This window comes from Oceanispirochaeta sp. M1, from assembly GCF_003346715.1.
Classification (GTDB): Bacteria; Spirochaetota; Spirochaetia; order DSM-2461; family DSM-2461; genus Oceanispirochaeta.
Map to the genome: position 1 here is coordinate 81249 of NZ_QQPQ01000005.1, position 16639 is coordinate 97887.

13 protein-coding genes are annotated in these 16639 nt (G+C 44.7%); 7 read left to right on the top strand and 6 right to left on the bottom strand.

All coding sequences use genetic code 11. From position 1 onward, the window contains the following. Positions 1-135 precede the first annotated feature (135 nt). From DV872_RS04555 to DV872_RS04570, 4 genes are read left to right on the top strand one after another with little or no spacing between them, the layout of a single operon-like run. Entirely contained in the window at positions 136-1344 is a 1209-nt protein-coding gene (locus DV872_RS04555; RefSeq protein WP_114628675.1) for an iron-containing alcohol dehydrogenase, read from the top strand. Between the two features lie 20 nt (positions 1345-1364). Further along, positions 1365-1598 (top strand): MoaD/ThiS family protein, encoded by a 234-nt coding sequence (locus DV872_RS04560; protein ID WP_114628676.1) that lies wholly within the window; start codon positions 1365-1367, stop codon positions 1596-1598. 35 nt (positions 1599-1633) lie between these two features. Beyond that, a complete protein-coding gene (locus tag DV872_RS04565) occupies positions 1634-3607 on the top strand; it encodes an aldehyde ferredoxin oxidoreductase family protein (protein ID WP_114628677.1) in 1974 nt (657 codons plus the stop codon). A gap of 4 nt (positions 3608-3611) precedes the next feature. Continuing rightward, on the top strand, positions 3612-3845 hold the full coding sequence (locus tag DV872_RS04570; RefSeq protein WP_114628678.1) for a 4Fe-4S binding protein: 234 nt from the start codon (positions 3612-3614) through the stop codon (positions 3843-3845). A gap of 9 nt (positions 3846-3854) precedes the next feature. Here the strand turns inward: DV872_RS04570 and DV872_RS04575 are convergent, their stop codons facing one another. Next, a complete protein-coding gene (locus DV872_RS04575; RefSeq protein ID WP_158546831.1) occupies positions 3855-4448 on the bottom strand; it encodes a TetR/AcrR family transcriptional regulator in 594 nt (197 codons plus the stop codon). Between the two features lie 135 nt (positions 4449-4583). Here DV872_RS04575 and DV872_RS04580 point away from each other — a divergent pair, with 135 nt between their 5' ends. Then, the gene (locus DV872_RS04580; RefSeq protein ID WP_114628680.1) at positions 4584-7061 is read left to right on the top strand and encodes a Crp/Fnr family transcriptional regulator; all 2478 of its coding nucleotides are present in this window, start codon (positions 4584-4586) and stop codon (positions 7059-7061) included. 56 nt (positions 7062-7117) lie between these two features. On the opposite strand, the gene DV872_RS04585 is transcribed toward DV872_RS04580, so the two are convergent. The 5 genes from DV872_RS04585 to DV872_RS04605 all read right to left on the bottom strand — a co-directional run bounded on the left by DV872_RS04585 (position 7118) and on the right by DV872_RS04605 (position 13830). Then, on the bottom strand, positions 7118-10003 hold the full coding sequence (locus tag DV872_RS04585) for a molybdopterin-dependent oxidoreductase Mo/Fe-S-binding subunit (RefSeq protein WP_114628681.1): 2886 nt from the start codon (positions 10001-10003) through the stop codon (positions 7118-7120). Beyond that, the gene (locus DV872_RS04590; RefSeq protein ID WP_158546832.1) at positions 10000-10791 is read right to left on the bottom strand and encodes a xanthine dehydrogenase family protein subunit M; all 792 of its coding nucleotides are present in this window, start codon (positions 10789-10791) and stop codon (positions 10000-10002) included. Before DV872_RS04590 ends, DV872_RS04585 begins: the two co-directional genes overlap by 4 nt. Next, a complete protein-coding gene (locus DV872_RS04595) occupies positions 10788-12158 on the bottom strand; it encodes an 8-oxoguanine deaminase (protein WP_114628683.1) in 1371 nt (456 codons plus the stop codon). The genes DV872_RS04590 and DV872_RS04595 overlap by 4 nt, the downstream gene beginning before the upstream one ends. A gap of 169 nt (positions 12159-12327) precedes the next feature. Continuing rightward, the gene (locus DV872_RS04600) at positions 12328-13371 is read right to left on the bottom strand and encodes an asparaginase (RefSeq protein WP_158546833.1); all 1044 of its coding nucleotides are present in this window, start codon (positions 13369-13371) and stop codon (positions 12328-12330) included. 24 nt (positions 13372-13395) lie between these two features. Further along, positions 13396-13830, bottom strand: coding sequence for an RbsD/FucU family protein (locus DV872_RS04605; protein WP_114628685.1), 435 nt, complete (start codon positions 13828-13830; stop codon positions 13396-13398). Between the two features lie 142 nt (positions 13831-13972). Between DV872_RS04605 and DV872_RS04610 the strand changes: the two genes are divergently transcribed. Together DV872_RS04610 and DV872_RS04615 are read left to right on the top strand one after the other, a co-directional pair. Continuing rightward, positions 13973-14371 carry a hypothetical protein gene (locus tag DV872_RS04610; RefSeq protein ID WP_114628686.1) on the top strand — a complete coding sequence of 133 codons (399 nt, stop codon included), beginning with the start codon at positions 13973-13975 and terminating at the stop codon, positions 14369-14371. 98 nt (positions 14372-14469) lie between these two features. Then, positions 14470-16638 carry a hypothetical protein gene (locus DV872_RS04615; protein WP_114628687.1) on the top strand — a complete coding sequence of 723 codons (2169 nt, stop codon included), beginning with the start codon at positions 14470-14472 and terminating at the stop codon, positions 16636-16638. The last annotated feature ends 1 nt before the right edge of the window (position 16639 follow it).

The window sequence follows — 16639 nt, forward strand, 5'->3', positions numbered from 1 at the left end:
AAAGAATTAAATATCGGAACTATTTGACAGCAGGTCTACTCAGGTTTATCATGCAAAACAGAACGCGTTCTATTTTATTATTTTACACAGTTAATTACAAAATGAAGTTAATATGATGTATCAAGGAGACCAATGATGAATGGAATTAAAGTCAGCGGGATAAAAGCCTATCAGAAAATAGTTAAAGTTCTGATTGCCGCACTCAATTTTGTAGAACCGGAAACTCTGACAGGACCCGGGTCCGTACTCAAAATATCTGATTATCTCAAGAAGAATAACTTTAAAAAGCCTCTTATCGTTACAGATGAGGGGATTGTAAGAGTCGGCCTCCTAAAGGGAATGCTGGATAACTTTAAAGAACAGGGTATCGAATATGCTGTGTATGATAAAATAATTCCCAATCCGACTATTCAGGTTATTGAAGAAGCCAGAGAGATGTTTATTGAGAAGAACTGTGATTGTTTTATCGGATTTGGTGGAGGGTCCTCCATGGACAGCGCCAAGGTGGCCTCGGCCAGAGTGACGAATCCCCGAACCAGCATTATGCAGATGACAGGGTATTTTAAAATTAGAAAAAAAATAAAACATCTCATAGCCGTACCGACCACTTCCGGAACAGGCTCAGAATGTACAGTTGCAGCAGTAATTACAAATCCGGAAACCAAAGCAAAATATGCAGTTGATTCACCCAAGCTGATCCCCTCCCTGGCGGTAATGGACCCTGAACTGTCTTACGGCCTCCCTCCCCATATTACATCCACTACCGGAATGGATGCACTGACCCATGCGGTTGAAGCCTATATCAGCACCATTCCAACAAAATTAACTGATGACTATGCCCGCAGGGCTGTAAAAATAATCTTTGAGGACCTTGAAACCTGCTTCAAAGATGGAAAAAATACTCAGGCGAGAGAGAACATGATGTGGGCCTCCTACTATGGAGGTGCTGCCTTTACGAGAGCCTTAGTTGGAAATGTACATGCCATAGCCCATAACTTCGGTGGTCTTTACCATGTTCCTCATGGACTTGCCAATGCAATTGTTCTGCCCCATGTTCTGGAAGCATCCATTGATAAATGCGATACACGTCTTGCCGAACTGGCAGAGGCAGCAGGATTGAAAAATGAGGGTAAATCAACTAGAGAAATGGCAGAGGCTTTTATACAGAAAATCAGAGATTTGAATAAGACCTTTGAGATTCCGGAAACAGTCAGGGAATTGAGGAAAGAGGATTTAACTTTACTGGCCGAACGTGCCAGTAAAGAAGCCTTCTATTTTTATGCTCCCCCCAAATACTTTTCAGCCGTAGAGATGGAGAAAGTACTTGAGCCGATGCTTGCCTGAAAAGGGTCTATAATTTAGAGATGAAAGTAAAAGTTTCTGTATCCGGCATTGCCGACTACTCAGTACTGGATGACGATGAAAATCTGGAACTCAATGAAAAGGCAACGATCTGGACTGTCTATTCCAGGCTGCGGATACCCATGCATTTAAGACCATTTTATAAATGCTATCTGAATTACAAGCCTGCCCGAATGAGAGATAAACTGAAAGACGGTGATGAAGTCTTCTTTATGACCCTTGCGGCGGGGGGTTAATGATTTTTGAATAACAAGCAAAGGAGCAATACTCTATGAAAGCTGTAATGGGAAAGATCCTGAAAGTCGATCTGACAACAAAGGAATGCACTGAAGAAGTCATGGAGGAACAAATTTATGATCAGTTCCTGGGAGGCATTGGACTTGCCAGCTACATCCTTCACAGAGATATAAAAAAGGGGGCCGATGCACTGGGTCCCGATAATGTTCTGGGCTTTGTACCGGGAGCTCTTACGGGTACGGGGAGTTTTGTTACAGGCCGCTTTCTGGTTACCGGTAAATCCCCTCTCACAGGAGGATGGGGTGATGCAAACTGCGGAGGCACATTCTCTCCCGGGATCAAGCAGGCAGGATATGACGGAATTTTCTTCAAGGGGATCAGCCCCGAACCCGTATATCTTTACATAGATAATAAGGGAGCTCAGCTCCTTGATGCTGCAGCTTACTGGGGCAGAACTGATGCCGTAGAGACAGAAAAACAGCTTATTGAGAAACACAATGTTAAGAAGAAACCCGTCTGTGTGACTATCGGTCAGGCAGCGGAAAATCTGTCTCTGATTTCAGGAATTGTCAACGACAAGGGGAGAATCGCGGCAAGAAGCGGTCTGGGTGCTGTAATGGGCTCCAAGAAACTGAAGGCCATTGTACTGGCGGGATCAAAGAACATCCCTGTGGCAGATCCTGATAAAATGAAGGAGATATCCATAGGCTATGCCAATAAAGTCAGGCTGATGAATCTTCCCGGCTTTGTGAAAGGAAACATGCTTCCCACAATAGGAAAAGCCATGGGCATGAATGTAAGAACCCCTATGAATGGAATAACCTTTGCTGCCATTTTTAAAAAATACGGCACCATATTTGCCAATCTCTCCGGCCTCAACGGTGACCTGCCTGTTAAAAACTGGGCAGTGAGTACCAGGCAGTTCAAAAAGAAAGCCAAAAAGACAAATCCTGATTTGATGCTGAAAAAGGAGACAAACAAATATCATTGTTCCTCCTGCAATATTGGATGCGGAGGAGAAGCTGATATTGCCGGGATCAGAGACGGAGCCTACAAAACGACTCATAAACCCGAGTATGAAACAGTTGCCGCCTTTGGAAGTCTGCTTCTAAATAATGACCTGGACGGAATCTATTATATAAACGAACTTTGCAACAGAGCTGGGCTGGATACCATCTCTGCCGGAAACACCATGGCCTATGCCTATGAGTGCTACGAAAAAGGGATTATCACAAAAGAGGACACCCGAGGTCTGGATCTGAAATGGGGACAGGTCGATACGGCTATAGAAGTTCTAAAACAGATGATCAACCGTGAGGGCTTCGGTGCCCTGTTGGCAGATGGGGTCAAGGTCGCTGTAACAAAGATTCCGGGATCTGAGGACTGTGCAATGCATGCCGGCGGTCAGGAACCTGGAATGCATGACCCCCGGTTTGAAAGTGGGATGGGCCTTCATATGTCTGTTGATCCAACCCCGGGTAAACATACTGTGGGTGCCGAAACCTACTATATGACTACAAATATCTGGAACTACTGTTCCTGGGCTCCCAAACAGAAACTTGAAACCAAGACTCATGAAAATGAAGCCACCGAGGAAGGGGCCTTGAAGAATGTTGCCATGTCGGCGATGAAACAGCTTGTAGACTGCTCAGGAGGCTGCCTTTTTGCAATGCTGACAGGATTTCAGAACTGGAAAATGTTTGACTGGCTGAATGCAGCGATGGGAACAGAAAAGAGCGGTGATGAGTTTATGGAAATAGGCCTGAGGGTTCAGACAATGAGGCAGATGTTCAATATCAGAGAGGGAGTTGATCCCTGGAAGAACAAGATGGCCGACAGAGTCATCGGAAGACCCCCTCTGACAGATGGACCGACAGCAGGCAATACCTTTGATCTGGAAGGTCAGATGCAGCTGTACTGGGAGAAAATCGGATGGGACCGGGAAAGCGGTATGCCTAAATCCGAAACCCTTGAAAAACTTAAAATTTCAGAATATGTAGGGGTATAAGAAAATGGCAAAGGTTAAAACAATTCCACATATAGATTATTCAAAATGTATGGCCTGCAAGGAGTGCATCACATTCTGCCCTTTCGGCTGTCTGGATCTGGTAGTCAAAGGCATTGATAAATACAATAAGGAATACCCCGGACTGACTGATAAAGGGTTGGCGGAGTGCACAAGCTGTGGAATCTGTGCAAAAAAATGCCCCATAGGCATCATTGAAATGAAAGAGCTCACCGGCTGAACAAGCTGATCAGCAGAGTAAAGTACTGATAAGAACCGACAAGTTCTTCCGGTACTGCTCAAGCTCTTCCTCACTTTTCCCTGAATCCCTGAGAGATGACCAGAACGAAAGATAACCGATAACCATGGTAGCCAGGATTTCACAGACATAATCCGGACTCTCAACACAACGGAACTGCCCTGCTGCTTCTCCGTCATGTAGAAGAGCTCTAAGGATTTCTCTGACATTATATACCTTGAAAATATTCTCAGGCTGGGGGTTTGTCATATTTTTGGCAAGAAAAGCAGCCATAAACTCCTTTCCCTTCAGTTCAATATACTTGAAGAGTATCTCGAGAAGCTTATTGATTTTTTTTATGAACGAGGGATCTTCATACTCGGTGATTTCTTTTAAAATCTCTTCCTGTTCAAAGGCAATAAACTCGTCGAGGATATCCTGTTTTGAACTGAAATAATGATAAAAAGTACCGACTCCCACAGCAGAAGCCCTGCAGATTTCCTTGATGGTGGTTTCTTTGTACCCCAGCTCTTCAAAGAGTTTAATGGAGTTATCCAGAATCTTAAGACGGGCGGCTTTGCCCTTTTTTGTAATGCTTCCTGCCATAGATCTGATCCTAGCTAAACAGAAATCTCCTGTCAATGAGTCTGGTTCTGTAATATAATGAGAATCAGTCATTCACTGTAGAATGTGGTATAAATAATCTCTGAATTGTAAATATGGAGATGGAAACAGCTTAGTATGGAAGTATTGAATTTAAATAAACAGATAATGAAAGAGACTGTCCCCGGCGGAACCCTCGTCTTCAGGCAGGGTGAAGAATGCAAGACCTTCACGGTTCTTCATTCAGGAATGGTGGAAGTTCTCTATACCGAGAGTGCAGATCCCGGCAGCTCTACCAGCGATATAATTGACAGCAGCCTCCGTATAGGCCTTGTAAAAGGGGAAGCCATGATCGGGAGCATGGGACTCCTGAGTGATCAAAATACTCATGAAATATCAATGCGGACCGTATCAGAGTGTAATATAAGCACCCGGCCCATGAAGAGAGAAGATCTGATCACTCAGATTCACAAAGACAATACTTTGAACTTCAAACTCCTGCGGGATCTATGTACCCGTGTGGATTCTGCTGTTTATCTTTATACGAATTATAAATATCTCTGGCATAAGTATGCTTCCATAACCGACTCCCTGGCTCTCGGTATCCCCGGTAAAGCCGGATCTCTCTACGATATTAAGAAGAGGACCATCTCCCCTATAGGAGAATATTCAGCCTATCTGAAGGCTATGATCAAAGAGGATGAACATGCTTCCGTTCCTGAGACATGGGATTACAATCTATTTCTGGGAAAGATTCAGGACAGTCTGAATCTCTATGATGACCACGACAAAATCAGGGTAGAAGATCTTATTGATCATCAGCAATACCTGTTTATCAAACGCCTTGTATCAAAAAATGATAAAATTCTGGCGGCAATATTTAATAAAGATGAACCTACAAACCAGTATATCTTCGATTTTCTGGGGCGGACCATCGACCTCCTGATTAAAGCCAATAAAAATATTGCACGGGAGATAAAGGTATTAATGGATATAATCTATTCCGACAGCGGCTGGGCTGTGCAGGTTATTTCCGGCTCAAAGAATGATAATCTAAAAAAGAAAAACTTTATCCATTTTCTGTCAAAATTCAGCTGGCGATGCCGTAAGGATACCATGACTCTTCTGGGAAAAGATCTCTTTACAGAATATAAAGTATTCTCTGCTCTAAAGCGTTTTCAGACTTTTATCGACCCCGAAGCTGAAAACAAAGAAGATTCATCTACTGCCGTAAAGACAGAGGATATGAAAAAAAGACTAGCCAAATACAAAGGGATTTTCCTGAAGATTCTGGACTTCTCATCTCTTGGGGATGAATTTAAAGAAGAGTTTAAAACCCTTATGGACAGTCTGTTGAAAATTGAGAATAAGCATGATATTGATCCGGCTGTATTAAAACTGAGGGAAGAGATCTCGGTAAAATACTGGCAGCTGTATGAAGACTGTTTTCTAAAGGTAATAGATTCGGACCTCAAAGGCTTTATTCCGGGAATCATGCTCCATTTCGGTGTTTTAGATGAGCGCTTTATCACAGAGGATGACCTCCTTGTGATCGATGATTATTACGCCGGAAACCTGATCAGCGATGAAGGGATTCCCGTCATGACCCTCCCCTACTTCCTTGAGAAAATTTACAAATCAGAGCTTAGCCCCTCCATGACCGAGATGGGAGACCTTTTCAAAACGGTGCTCAGAGCTCAGGACAAAATGACAAAAAAAGAGCGGGATGGAGCATATATATTTAAAGATACACCCGAGGACAAGATCCGTTTCGAAATAAGAAAGATTGCCGTAGAATTGAATAAAATGCTTTTCGGTAACAAGAAAAAGGCCCTCCCCTTTCTCTGCAGTGAATCTCTGACAGGCAGTCTGAACCGCATATTCATTGAACCTGATAATTTTGCCCGGACTATCCGGAAGTACAAATCCCGGGACTATTCTCTTTTCTACAGAGAAGTACTTCTGAAACATGGTCTGGGTTCTGATTTCATCCAGAGAGAAGTACCCCCCAATTTTATCTTCTATCCAGTTTACGGCTCCAGAGCCATTATGTGGCAGGAGATGGACGGTAACAACAAGAGCAGCCCGGGGCGTATTTTCTTCCCTCTCTATTTTGGGGAGAAGCTGCTTGAAACGACTCTTACTCAGCTTGCTTATTTCCGCTGGGAACTGCAGAAGAGTATTGCCGGTTACAACTGGACTGACCCCGTTGAAGGGGGACTTGTGGGCATATATTACGATTACATCCGTTATTTCAAGAAGAATCACGATATCACACCGGAAGCCAAAGTACGTCTGCAGGAATTTATCAAGAAGACAAAATCAGACAAAGACCGATTTGCCAGGGAATATGCCTTGTGGGTTGAGTTTGAATACGAAAATAAGATGCGACTGAACAGCTATGTACGGGATATATTTTACCGCTACTGCCCCTTTCCCGGAAAGAAGAGGGAAGAAATGTCGCAGAAACCGGACTTTAAGATTATGGAGAACAAATTACAGAATCGCAGGCAGAAGGAACTCATCAAAATGAAATCAAAGATGATAAAATTTGAAAAGAAGAAGATGAAATTCCCTGCCGAACTTCAGCATTACATCAAATTTCTGGAGATGTAAAAAAATCCCCGAAAGCTGAAAACTTCCGGGGATAATAATTACTGAGTATTCTTTAATTAGATCTTTCCAAGACCCTTGAGGATCTTTTCAGGAGTCAGCGGCCAGGTTCGAAGCCATACACCGCAGGCATCATGGATAGCGTTGGCAATAACCGGCGCTGCACCATTCACAGCAATTTCGGAAATTGATTTACCACCAAAGGGACCGAAGGGATCATCTGTCTGTATGAGGTGAACCTGAAAGTCTTCGGGAACATCACCCATCATGGGTACACCGTATGATCTCAGATCCGTATTGATACAGCGTCCCCGATCATCAAATACCATCTCTTCATACATGGTATGACCGATGGACTTCATCACTCCCCCGTATATCTGACCCATGGCCAGTTCAGGGTTGATGGGAGTTCCGCAATCCTGCAGAGCATAGTATTTCTGAAGCTTAATGGCTCCCGATTTAATATTAACAGCCACCTGACAGAAGTGAGCTCCATAGGGGAAAGCCGAATCCTCTGTTGTATAGGAGGCAGAGCCGATAAGCTGTCCCCGGCCTTCTCCGGTCAGGCAGTCCCGGGAAATATCTTCAAAACTGACAGAGCCTTTCCTTCCCTTCACCATTGAGGGAAGCTCCAGAACAAGATCGGACTCAGGTTCCTTCAGCATCTCTGATGCCGCTTTCAGAATCTTTTCTTTCAGATTTTCAGATGCCTTGACAACTGCATTACCTGAAAAGTAGGTACCACTTGAAGCATAGGCTCCTGTATCAAAACTTGTGGAGTCTGTATCACCCGAAACTATGGCAATCTCATTCATGGGAACAGTCAGGATTTCCGATGCAATTTTTACACACATTGTATCCAGTCCGGTTCCAAGATCGGCACCGCCGCTGCGAACAAGAAGAGTTCCATCAGTAAGCAGTTTGACCTCAGCATTGGAGTGATCCAGTCCAGGCAGTCCGGACCCCTGCTGTATGATGACAACACCCTTACCGATTTTTACATCGGGATCATGGGAGATCTCTTTCTTACCCCATTCGATAAGCTCGGCACCTTTCTCAAGAGCTCCATCCAGTCCGCAGCTTTCAACCCTTGCAGCAGATCCTTCACGTCCTTCTCCTAGACATTTCAGGATTTCCAGCATTGAGCCTTCACGGACCCTGTTCTTTTCAATCAATTCCAGAGGATCGATTCCAAGCTCTTCGGCCAGTTCCGCCACGGCCATCTGCAGGGCGTAGGAGCCCTTGGGAGCACCGTATCCCTGGTAGGCACCGGTAGGTGCGATATTGCTGTAGTAAGTGGTCACATCAAAGTGGAAATGATCACAGAGAAACAGCGGAAGAGACTTGGAACAGGCATTCATGGGCACTGTGAGACAATGGTTCCCGAAGGGGCCTGTATTAGCCTCAACTGTCATATCGATGGCAGTCATGGTACCGTCTTTCATGGCACCGATCTTCACCTTGATCCTCATCACATGGCGAGTAGAGTTAGAGGTAAACTCCTCCTTCCTGCTGTATCTGTAATAGACAGATTTCCCTGTCTGCCAGGTTACCCAGGAGGCAAGTTCTTCCAGAAGAATATCCTGCTTGGAGCCGTAACCTCCGCCCACTCTCTCTTTGATAACGTGTATATTACTCTCTTTAATACCGAGCACTCTGGCTACGATACGGCGTAGATGCCAGGGAACCTGGGTCGATGCATGGATAACCAGACGGTCACCCTCCATCTTTGTATAGACGCTGTGAGGCTCAAGAGGGGTGCACTGAATCTGTGATGATTCATATTCCCTTTCGAGAACAACATCTGAACCGGCAAAGCCTTTATCCACATCACCGATACCGCCCTCAACATAGGAAGCAATATTCTTATGAGGTTCGCCGCCGATGGGAAACTGATAAATAACTTCTCCGTCCCGTTCATCGGCATCCTTGTTCTGTGCATCAAGATCATCGGGAGCACCGGCCTCATATTTAATAACTCCGTTCTGAACAATGGGAGCATCAGGGGCCTTGGCCTCATCAATACTCATTACAACAGGAAGAGCTTCATATTCAACATGAATCAGGGCCAGGGCATCCAGAGCAATCTGCTCGGATTCTGCAACCACAGCCGCAATCCTGTCACCCGCATGCCTTATCTTTCTGTTGAACATTCTTTTGTCATAGGGAGAAGGTTCGGGGAATCCCTGACCCGCTGAGCCGTAATAGACATCAGGGCAGTTTTCATGAGTGATAATAGAGAGAACACCCGGAAGGCTTTTGGCCATGGATACATCGATACTTGTGATATAGGCATGGGCGAAGCTGCTCCTGAGAACTTTCATATGAAGAGCTTCAGGATCTACACGGTCCTCTACAAATGCTTTTCGTCCCATGATCAGCTGGGCTCCGTCCACCTTACGCCGGGGAGTTCCCACTTCTCTGAGATCTTTACGGAACTCGGGAGCAATTTCAACATCGGCATTGCCATGTGTATACTCAGGATCATCCATATAGGCCAGAGCCAGCTCTACTGCTTTGAAGAGAGCCATATAACCGAAGTCTCTGACAAAGAGTCCGGAATAGGCATCACGGATATCCTCTTCTGTAGGTTTCTCAACTCTTTCGAGAAGTTCCTTGAGAATCAGGGCGGCAGCACCGGCATTGTAACCGGACTGTACAGCACCTGCATCCACAAGAGCAGCCTGCAGATATCCCATTTTATTCCCTGTATTCAGAGACTCAACTGTTTCGACACTGTGACCGTCCAGCTGACCTGCAATAAGAAGACCCGCATTAATGGCTTTTCCGTCCAGGAGAATTGTATCGCTGCCTGTAAAACCGGCATGATCGTCACTGTCTCTGACAGAGAGGACCCCCTGTTCTTTCAGGAATTCCTGAACATTCTTAAAAGGATTTACTTCAGAAAAAAGAGCTTTACCGTTTAATGTCCATTCAATTGTCATGATGATGCCTCCAGAACGCGGCTGACACAGTCCTGTACAGTCACTCCACAGATGTATTTTTTATATTCGGCAGATCCCTTGAGATCATCTTTTGTACTTACTGCGTCTGCAACGGCTTTTTCAAGATCCTTTCCGGGTTTGATATCTCCTGAAACGAGTGCTTTTTCAATTTCTGTGAGACGGAAAACCCTCTCCCCCAGGCCGCTGACAGCAATGGCTGCTTTTTTAATTACATCCCCTTCCCTCTCTATGGATACCGCTGCGGAAAGGACAGAGAGTCCTCCTGAGCTGCGAAGTACATTCTTAACAGCAGTGACTCCGGAGTTATGAGCAAAACGGATATTGATAATAAGATTCTGTCTCTTCTCTTCCACATACCTGGTAACAGGAATAACCTCATCATTACCCAGCTCCAGGTCAGCATCCAGAACCATCAGGATAGGAAGCATATATGAATCAGGAAGATGAGCGCCGATATTTCCACCCAGGGTTGCCTGATTTCTTACATTTCTGGAAGAGAGAAACAGGGCCGCTTCTTTCAGTGATGCGGGACACTCATCCCAGCCTATAAGTTCCTGGAAGGTCGTGCAGCCTCCCAGTATGGTTGTATGTTTTCCTCTGACACATGCCTTAAGGTTCAGAGCTTCCAGTGAGATATATACATCCGAAACTGCCTTTGATGAGGGGTTGTTTAATTCGCTTCCTCCACCCAGATACAGACTCCCGGGATTCTCTTCTTTAAGCATTACCGCATTTTCAATTGTCAGGGGTTTTAAAAACTGACTCATATTTGAACTCCTCCTTTTTTCCATAGTTCAGCAGAGAGGCGCATGCATGAATTCTTCAATTCTACTTCATCCACACCCGTCAGCTGACCCTTATCTACAGCCACATGACCGTTGACAATGGTATATTCGGCTTCGTGATTATATCCCGAAAAAATCAGAGCCGCCACAGGATCGCTGAGGGCTCCGGCATATTCCAGTTTATCCATATTAAAGACTGCCATATCGGCGGCCATTCCCTCTTCCAGGCGTCCTACTTTCTCATAACCCAGAAGTCGGGCACCATTTTCAGTTCCCAGTTTGAGAACATCTGCAGTATTTACTGCCCCGGCACCGTATTGGACCCTCTGGAGCATCAGAGCATTCCTGACCTCACCCAGCATATCCGATGAATCATTGGAAGCTGAGCCATCCACTGCGAGTCCCACATTGATATTTTTCGGTATCATTTCGGTCACACGGCAGATCCCGGAACCCAGTCGCATATTGGATGTAGGGCAGTGAGCGATATGAGAGCCTGTTTCCGCCAGAATATCCAGCTCTTCATCATTAAAGTGAATACCGTGGGCAAAAAAAACATCCTCACCCAGAAAATCACAGTCCGCCATGACCTGTAACGGACGGCGTCCATATACTTTTAGGCAGAAATCATTCTCATCTCTAGTCTCAGCAAGATGTGTATGCAGGCGTACTCCATATTCCCTGGCCAGAGCGGCAGAATCCTTCATCAGGGCTTCTGTTACAGAGAAGGGGGAACAGGGTGCCAGAACAATCTTCTTCATAGAAAAATCGCTGCTGTCATGATAGGCCTTGATAACCCGTTCAGAGTCTTTAAGAATGGTCTGTTCATCCTGTACAACAGAATCAGGTGGAAGTCCTCCATCCTTCTTGCTCAATGACATTGATCCTCTGGTGGGAGAGAAACGCATGCCCAGGGCATCTGCCGCGGCAAACTGGGTAGCCATGATATCACCGTCAATATCCCGGGGATAGAGATAGTGGTGATCCGTAGAAGTAGTACAGCCGGTTTTTAACAGTTCTCCCATTGCCAGGAGGGAAGAATTATAAACAGATTCGATATCCAGATGTTTCCAGATATCATAAAGATAGATCAGCCATTCAAAAAGCTCGGCATTCTGAACAGCCGGTAGGTTTCTGGTAAATGTCTGATAAAAATGGTGATGAGAATTAACCAGACCCGGGATAACGACCCTGTTTCTGCCGTCAATAATCCTTTCGGCCTGAACATCAAGGTTCCTGCCGATCCGGGAAATAATATTTCCCTCAATAAATATGTCATGATCCTTCAAAACACCTTTTTCAGCACTTTGAAAGACACTCCCGCAATTCCTTATCAGAATTGATTCCATGGATACTCCTTGTTAAAAGAGACCCCGTTGTTTCTGGTTAAAAACTGTCTGTTGAACAGGATCGTGATTTGTTATTTAATTATATCACGGACAGCTGCAGATCATAAGAGATTCATTGACCAGGTCAGACATCTATGACTATTTAAGAGAAGTATTTCCGGGGACTTTTTTACTCAGAAACGCGCAGTGATTCATCCATATCCATGGAAACAGAAGCAGTCAAAAGATCATAAAGAGCCTGCTGTCTCGCAGGACCCTGCAGACCCGGTTTTTCATTCTCAATCCGTCCAAGAGCATACATCATCTTCTGAACGGCAGCCGAAGGAGTCAGATCAAGACCTTCCCTTGCTCCCGCGTTATAGACCTTCCGTCCTGAGGCATATAATGAAAGAATTGTATTCCCCTTCAGGCAGGTTGTAATCACCAGAACAGGAACTCCCCGGGCAAGAATCTTCTTAAGCGCCGGGAGCTCATGAGCCGGCAGATTTCCGGAACCGAAACAGCCCAGCACCAGACCTCTAAGATCAGCTGCACCCAGGAGTGATTCAAGAATAGAAACCGTAGTCCCCGATGTCAGGGTGACATAGAGAACTGAGGAATCAAGATGGGGATAAAGGGAGGGGCTGCTCTCTCGGCGGTGAATACGGTGATCCAGAAGCTGAACCGTCACTCCCAGCTCCCCCAGTGCAGGAACTCTGAATGAATGAAAAGCATTAAAACCGTGTACATTTTCCTTGAGACTGCGGTTTCCCCTGAGAATACGGTCACCAAAGCAGATGACCACTTCACCAAGATCCATGGAGGCGGTCTGTACTGAATAAAAAAGATTATTCAGTCCGTCAGGACCGGGTGCAAATATGGGAAGCTGGGCTCCTGTGAGAACAACAGGTTTACCAAGATCCTGAAGCATATAACTCAGAGCCGCCGCCGTATCAACCATGGTATCAGTACCGTGGATTACAACGAAGCCCTCATAATTATCATAGTTTTCATAGATAAGCCGGGCCATCTCCATCCGGAGGGCCGCGGTCATATCACTGCTGTCCATTCTCTCAAGACGCAGAACTTCCAGACGGGCAATTTCATGAAGACGGGGCACCATCTCAATATACTCTGTGGAACAGGGTACCAGAGAACCGTCGGCTCCTGCAGTCTGACTGATGGTTCCACCGGTATCCAGGATTAGTATCCTGGGTAATTCTGAAGATATCATCCCCATTCTCCTTGTATAGGAGTCCTAGTCTAGAACGACCCCTTTTCTAATAAGAATATTAGCATACAGAGCAGCTTCTCCGGTAGCAATAACTCCGTAGGCTTTTTTAGATCTTTCATAGAATTCGAATCTCTCAATAAAGTTGAATTCCCTGATATTGCTGTTATGCTTCAAAACGATATCCTTATACTCATCCCAGATAGGAGTTTCGACTTTATCTCCGGGAACTTTTTCCATCAGAGAAACAGGAATCTCATCTCCGTAGGGGTCCAGGGGAAAGAGTTCGAGAATGGCATCAAGAATTTCAGTTCCGCTATGGCCGTCTGCACGAACAAGTCTCTGAGAACATGTGGATGAGGGGAAATTTCCGTCAGCAATGATCACCTCATCACCGTGGCCCATTTCCATCAGAAATTTAACCAGTTCAGGTGAGAGAATTCTGGGTATTTTATTAAGCATAGCTTCCTCCGTTTTTTATTTGATTTTATGGGTCATTCACAATAGACCCCTTTAGTGTTTTAGAACACCAATGGCCGTTTGTCAACACTTTTCTTTACCCTGTCTGCTCTTTCGAAAATGGAAATAGACTATAATTTCTGTTATGAAGAAGTTATTAATCTATACAGTACTGATACTGTCAACTCTCAGTACCCTATATTCTGAAGAGGTATTTCAGGCTGATGACAATCTGGATTTCGCACAGGTCGTAAAAGCAAAAGCCATACAGAATTCGAATGGATCATGGACCTTCTCTGTAACTATCAGACATAAAGATGAGGGCTGGGATCACTATGCAGATATATGGATAATAGTGAATCCGGATACAGGAGAGATCCTGGGGTCAAGGATACTGGCTCATCCACATGATAACGAACAGCCCTTTACACGGTCCCTCTCGGGAGTCACCATCCCGGCAGATTTAAAGGAAGTGGAGATAAGAGCAAAGTGTACAGACCACGGCTATGAAGGAAAAAGATTCCTGCTTATTCTAAACTTCTAGACAAATCAATAAAGATCCAGTAAAAATATAAGTATACTGATAATATATCAACAGAACTTCAGTTTTAAAATAGGTATATTCAAAAAAGGTAGGATCTCATGAAAAGAATCTCAGCCTTCATTCTTATTATAGTATTATGTACAGGACTACTGTATGGAGAAAGTTCGAAAATCAATTATAACAGTTATTATCGCTCACCTCTCTCTCTAGGGGTCAGTTATACAAGTTTTAGTCCTCTGTCCGGATTTGATAGTGGAACACCCTATAGTATTTTTGATCTTTCAGCAAATGTGAGATACACCCCTCAGAGCATTCCCTGGCTTCAACCCGAAATCATAGGCGGAATGACAAAATTCGACAGTCAGAATAGTGTAGATGCCCTGACTTGGGATAGCAGCAACTACTTTGGAATGGCTGGTGTCAGATTTATCCGTAGAAGTTCTAAAACCTTTGAGTTCGGCTTCGGTCTAAATGCCGGTATAGCTCAGGGAGTCTATAAGAACCTGTCAGACGAAGCTGCCGGAACGATATATGCCCTGGGACAGGGGACAGTTTACCTGGGACTCAGCCCCAGCTACAATATGGCACTGGAACTGGCCCCTGCCATTCGATACCAGCACTCCACTGATCCCAAATTCACAGAAATGAACGGTTTTCTTTTGGGTATAGGAGGGACTCTCTCCTTCCGCTTCGGCAAAGATCCCGACTCTCCTGATGCAGCAGTAAAAAGCATCCGATTTAAAAATTTGCAGATTGATCCCCTCTTTGCAGCTATGCAAAATTATTATAGAAAGAATCCTCTTGGAACTGTTACCATTGAAAACACTGATAGGGTCGCTCTTAAAGATCTGACAGTTTCGTTCTATCAGTCAGGTTATATGGATGCACCCACAATTGTTCAGCAGATTGATGAACTTAAAAAAGGTGAGTCTATGGACGTTCCCCTTACAGCTCTTTTTAATAAAGAGATTTTTCTCACAGAGGGAATAACACCCCTGAGCGGAGAGATTAAGGTCTCCTACATGTACAATAACAGACCTGTTGAACAGAGTTATCCGGCCTCCTACGACCTTTATGATAAAACATCACTCATATGGGATGATGATAGAAAAGTTGCTTCTTTCATCACCCCTTCAGACAGTGCACTTCAAAATTACAGCAGTTTTATCCGTAAGAGTTGTAAGGATGATCTAATTCCCAATTACAACGATAGACTGCAGGGAGCCATTCAAATTTATCAGGCTCTGAAAGAGATCGGTATCATATATCAGGTTGATCCTCAGCAGCCATTCGCCACCGTATCAGACAGCAAAAGTATGGTAGTGGACTCCATCAGCCTCCCTCGTACAACTCTAAACAAGTTGACAGGAGACTGTGATGACCTGACAGTTCTCTACCTCAGCCTACTGGAAACAATCGGTATTGAGACAGCATTTATCACAATTCCGGGCCACATCTATACTGCATTTAATACAGGAGAAGATTCCAGGTCCTTTGGAAAAATCAATCCGGATAGAACAAAGACAATTGATATAGACGGAAAGCTCTGGATACCCCTGGAAATTACACTCATAGGAAAAAGCAGTTTTATGAATGCCTGGAATAAGGGGGCCGAAGAGTGGAAATCCCTGGAAGAAAGCCCTGAAAAAAGACAGATTTATATCACTGCCGATGCACGGCAAACATACCGCCCCATAGGCCTGACAGAGAAAGACCTGGGACTGCAATACGGTAACGCCGAATATATATCAAAAGCTTTTTCCGATGAAATGGAAGACATAAGCAACCTGATTCTCACAGCTTTTTACCAGAAAGTTGAAGCGAGACCAAGCAAACAGAACTACAACCGTCTTGGTATTGCTCTGGCAGGGTTCAATAAACTCTCCAAGGCTGAAAAAGCCTTTCGTGAAGCCATAAAACTGGACAAGAACTACCTCAGTCCAAGAGTGAATATCTCTAATCTCAAATATCTTAATAAAGATTATTCAGGTGCCGCCGGAGAGCTGGATTCGGTTAGATCCATTCTGGAAAAAAGTGGAAAGGGGAGAAGTAATTCTGCCATGGTAACAAACCTCAACCTCTCCAAGGTCTACTATGCCATGAAGGATTACACTAAGGCTGAAGATTACTATAAATTAGCTCAAAGCATCTCTCCTGAAAAAACTGAGGGATATGCCTATCTGGCATCTATTGCCTCAAATTCAGAAGGCAGTAGAGCCGCCGAAGTGATAGAAGATCAGATTATCTTCCTGGATGATGAGGAGTAAA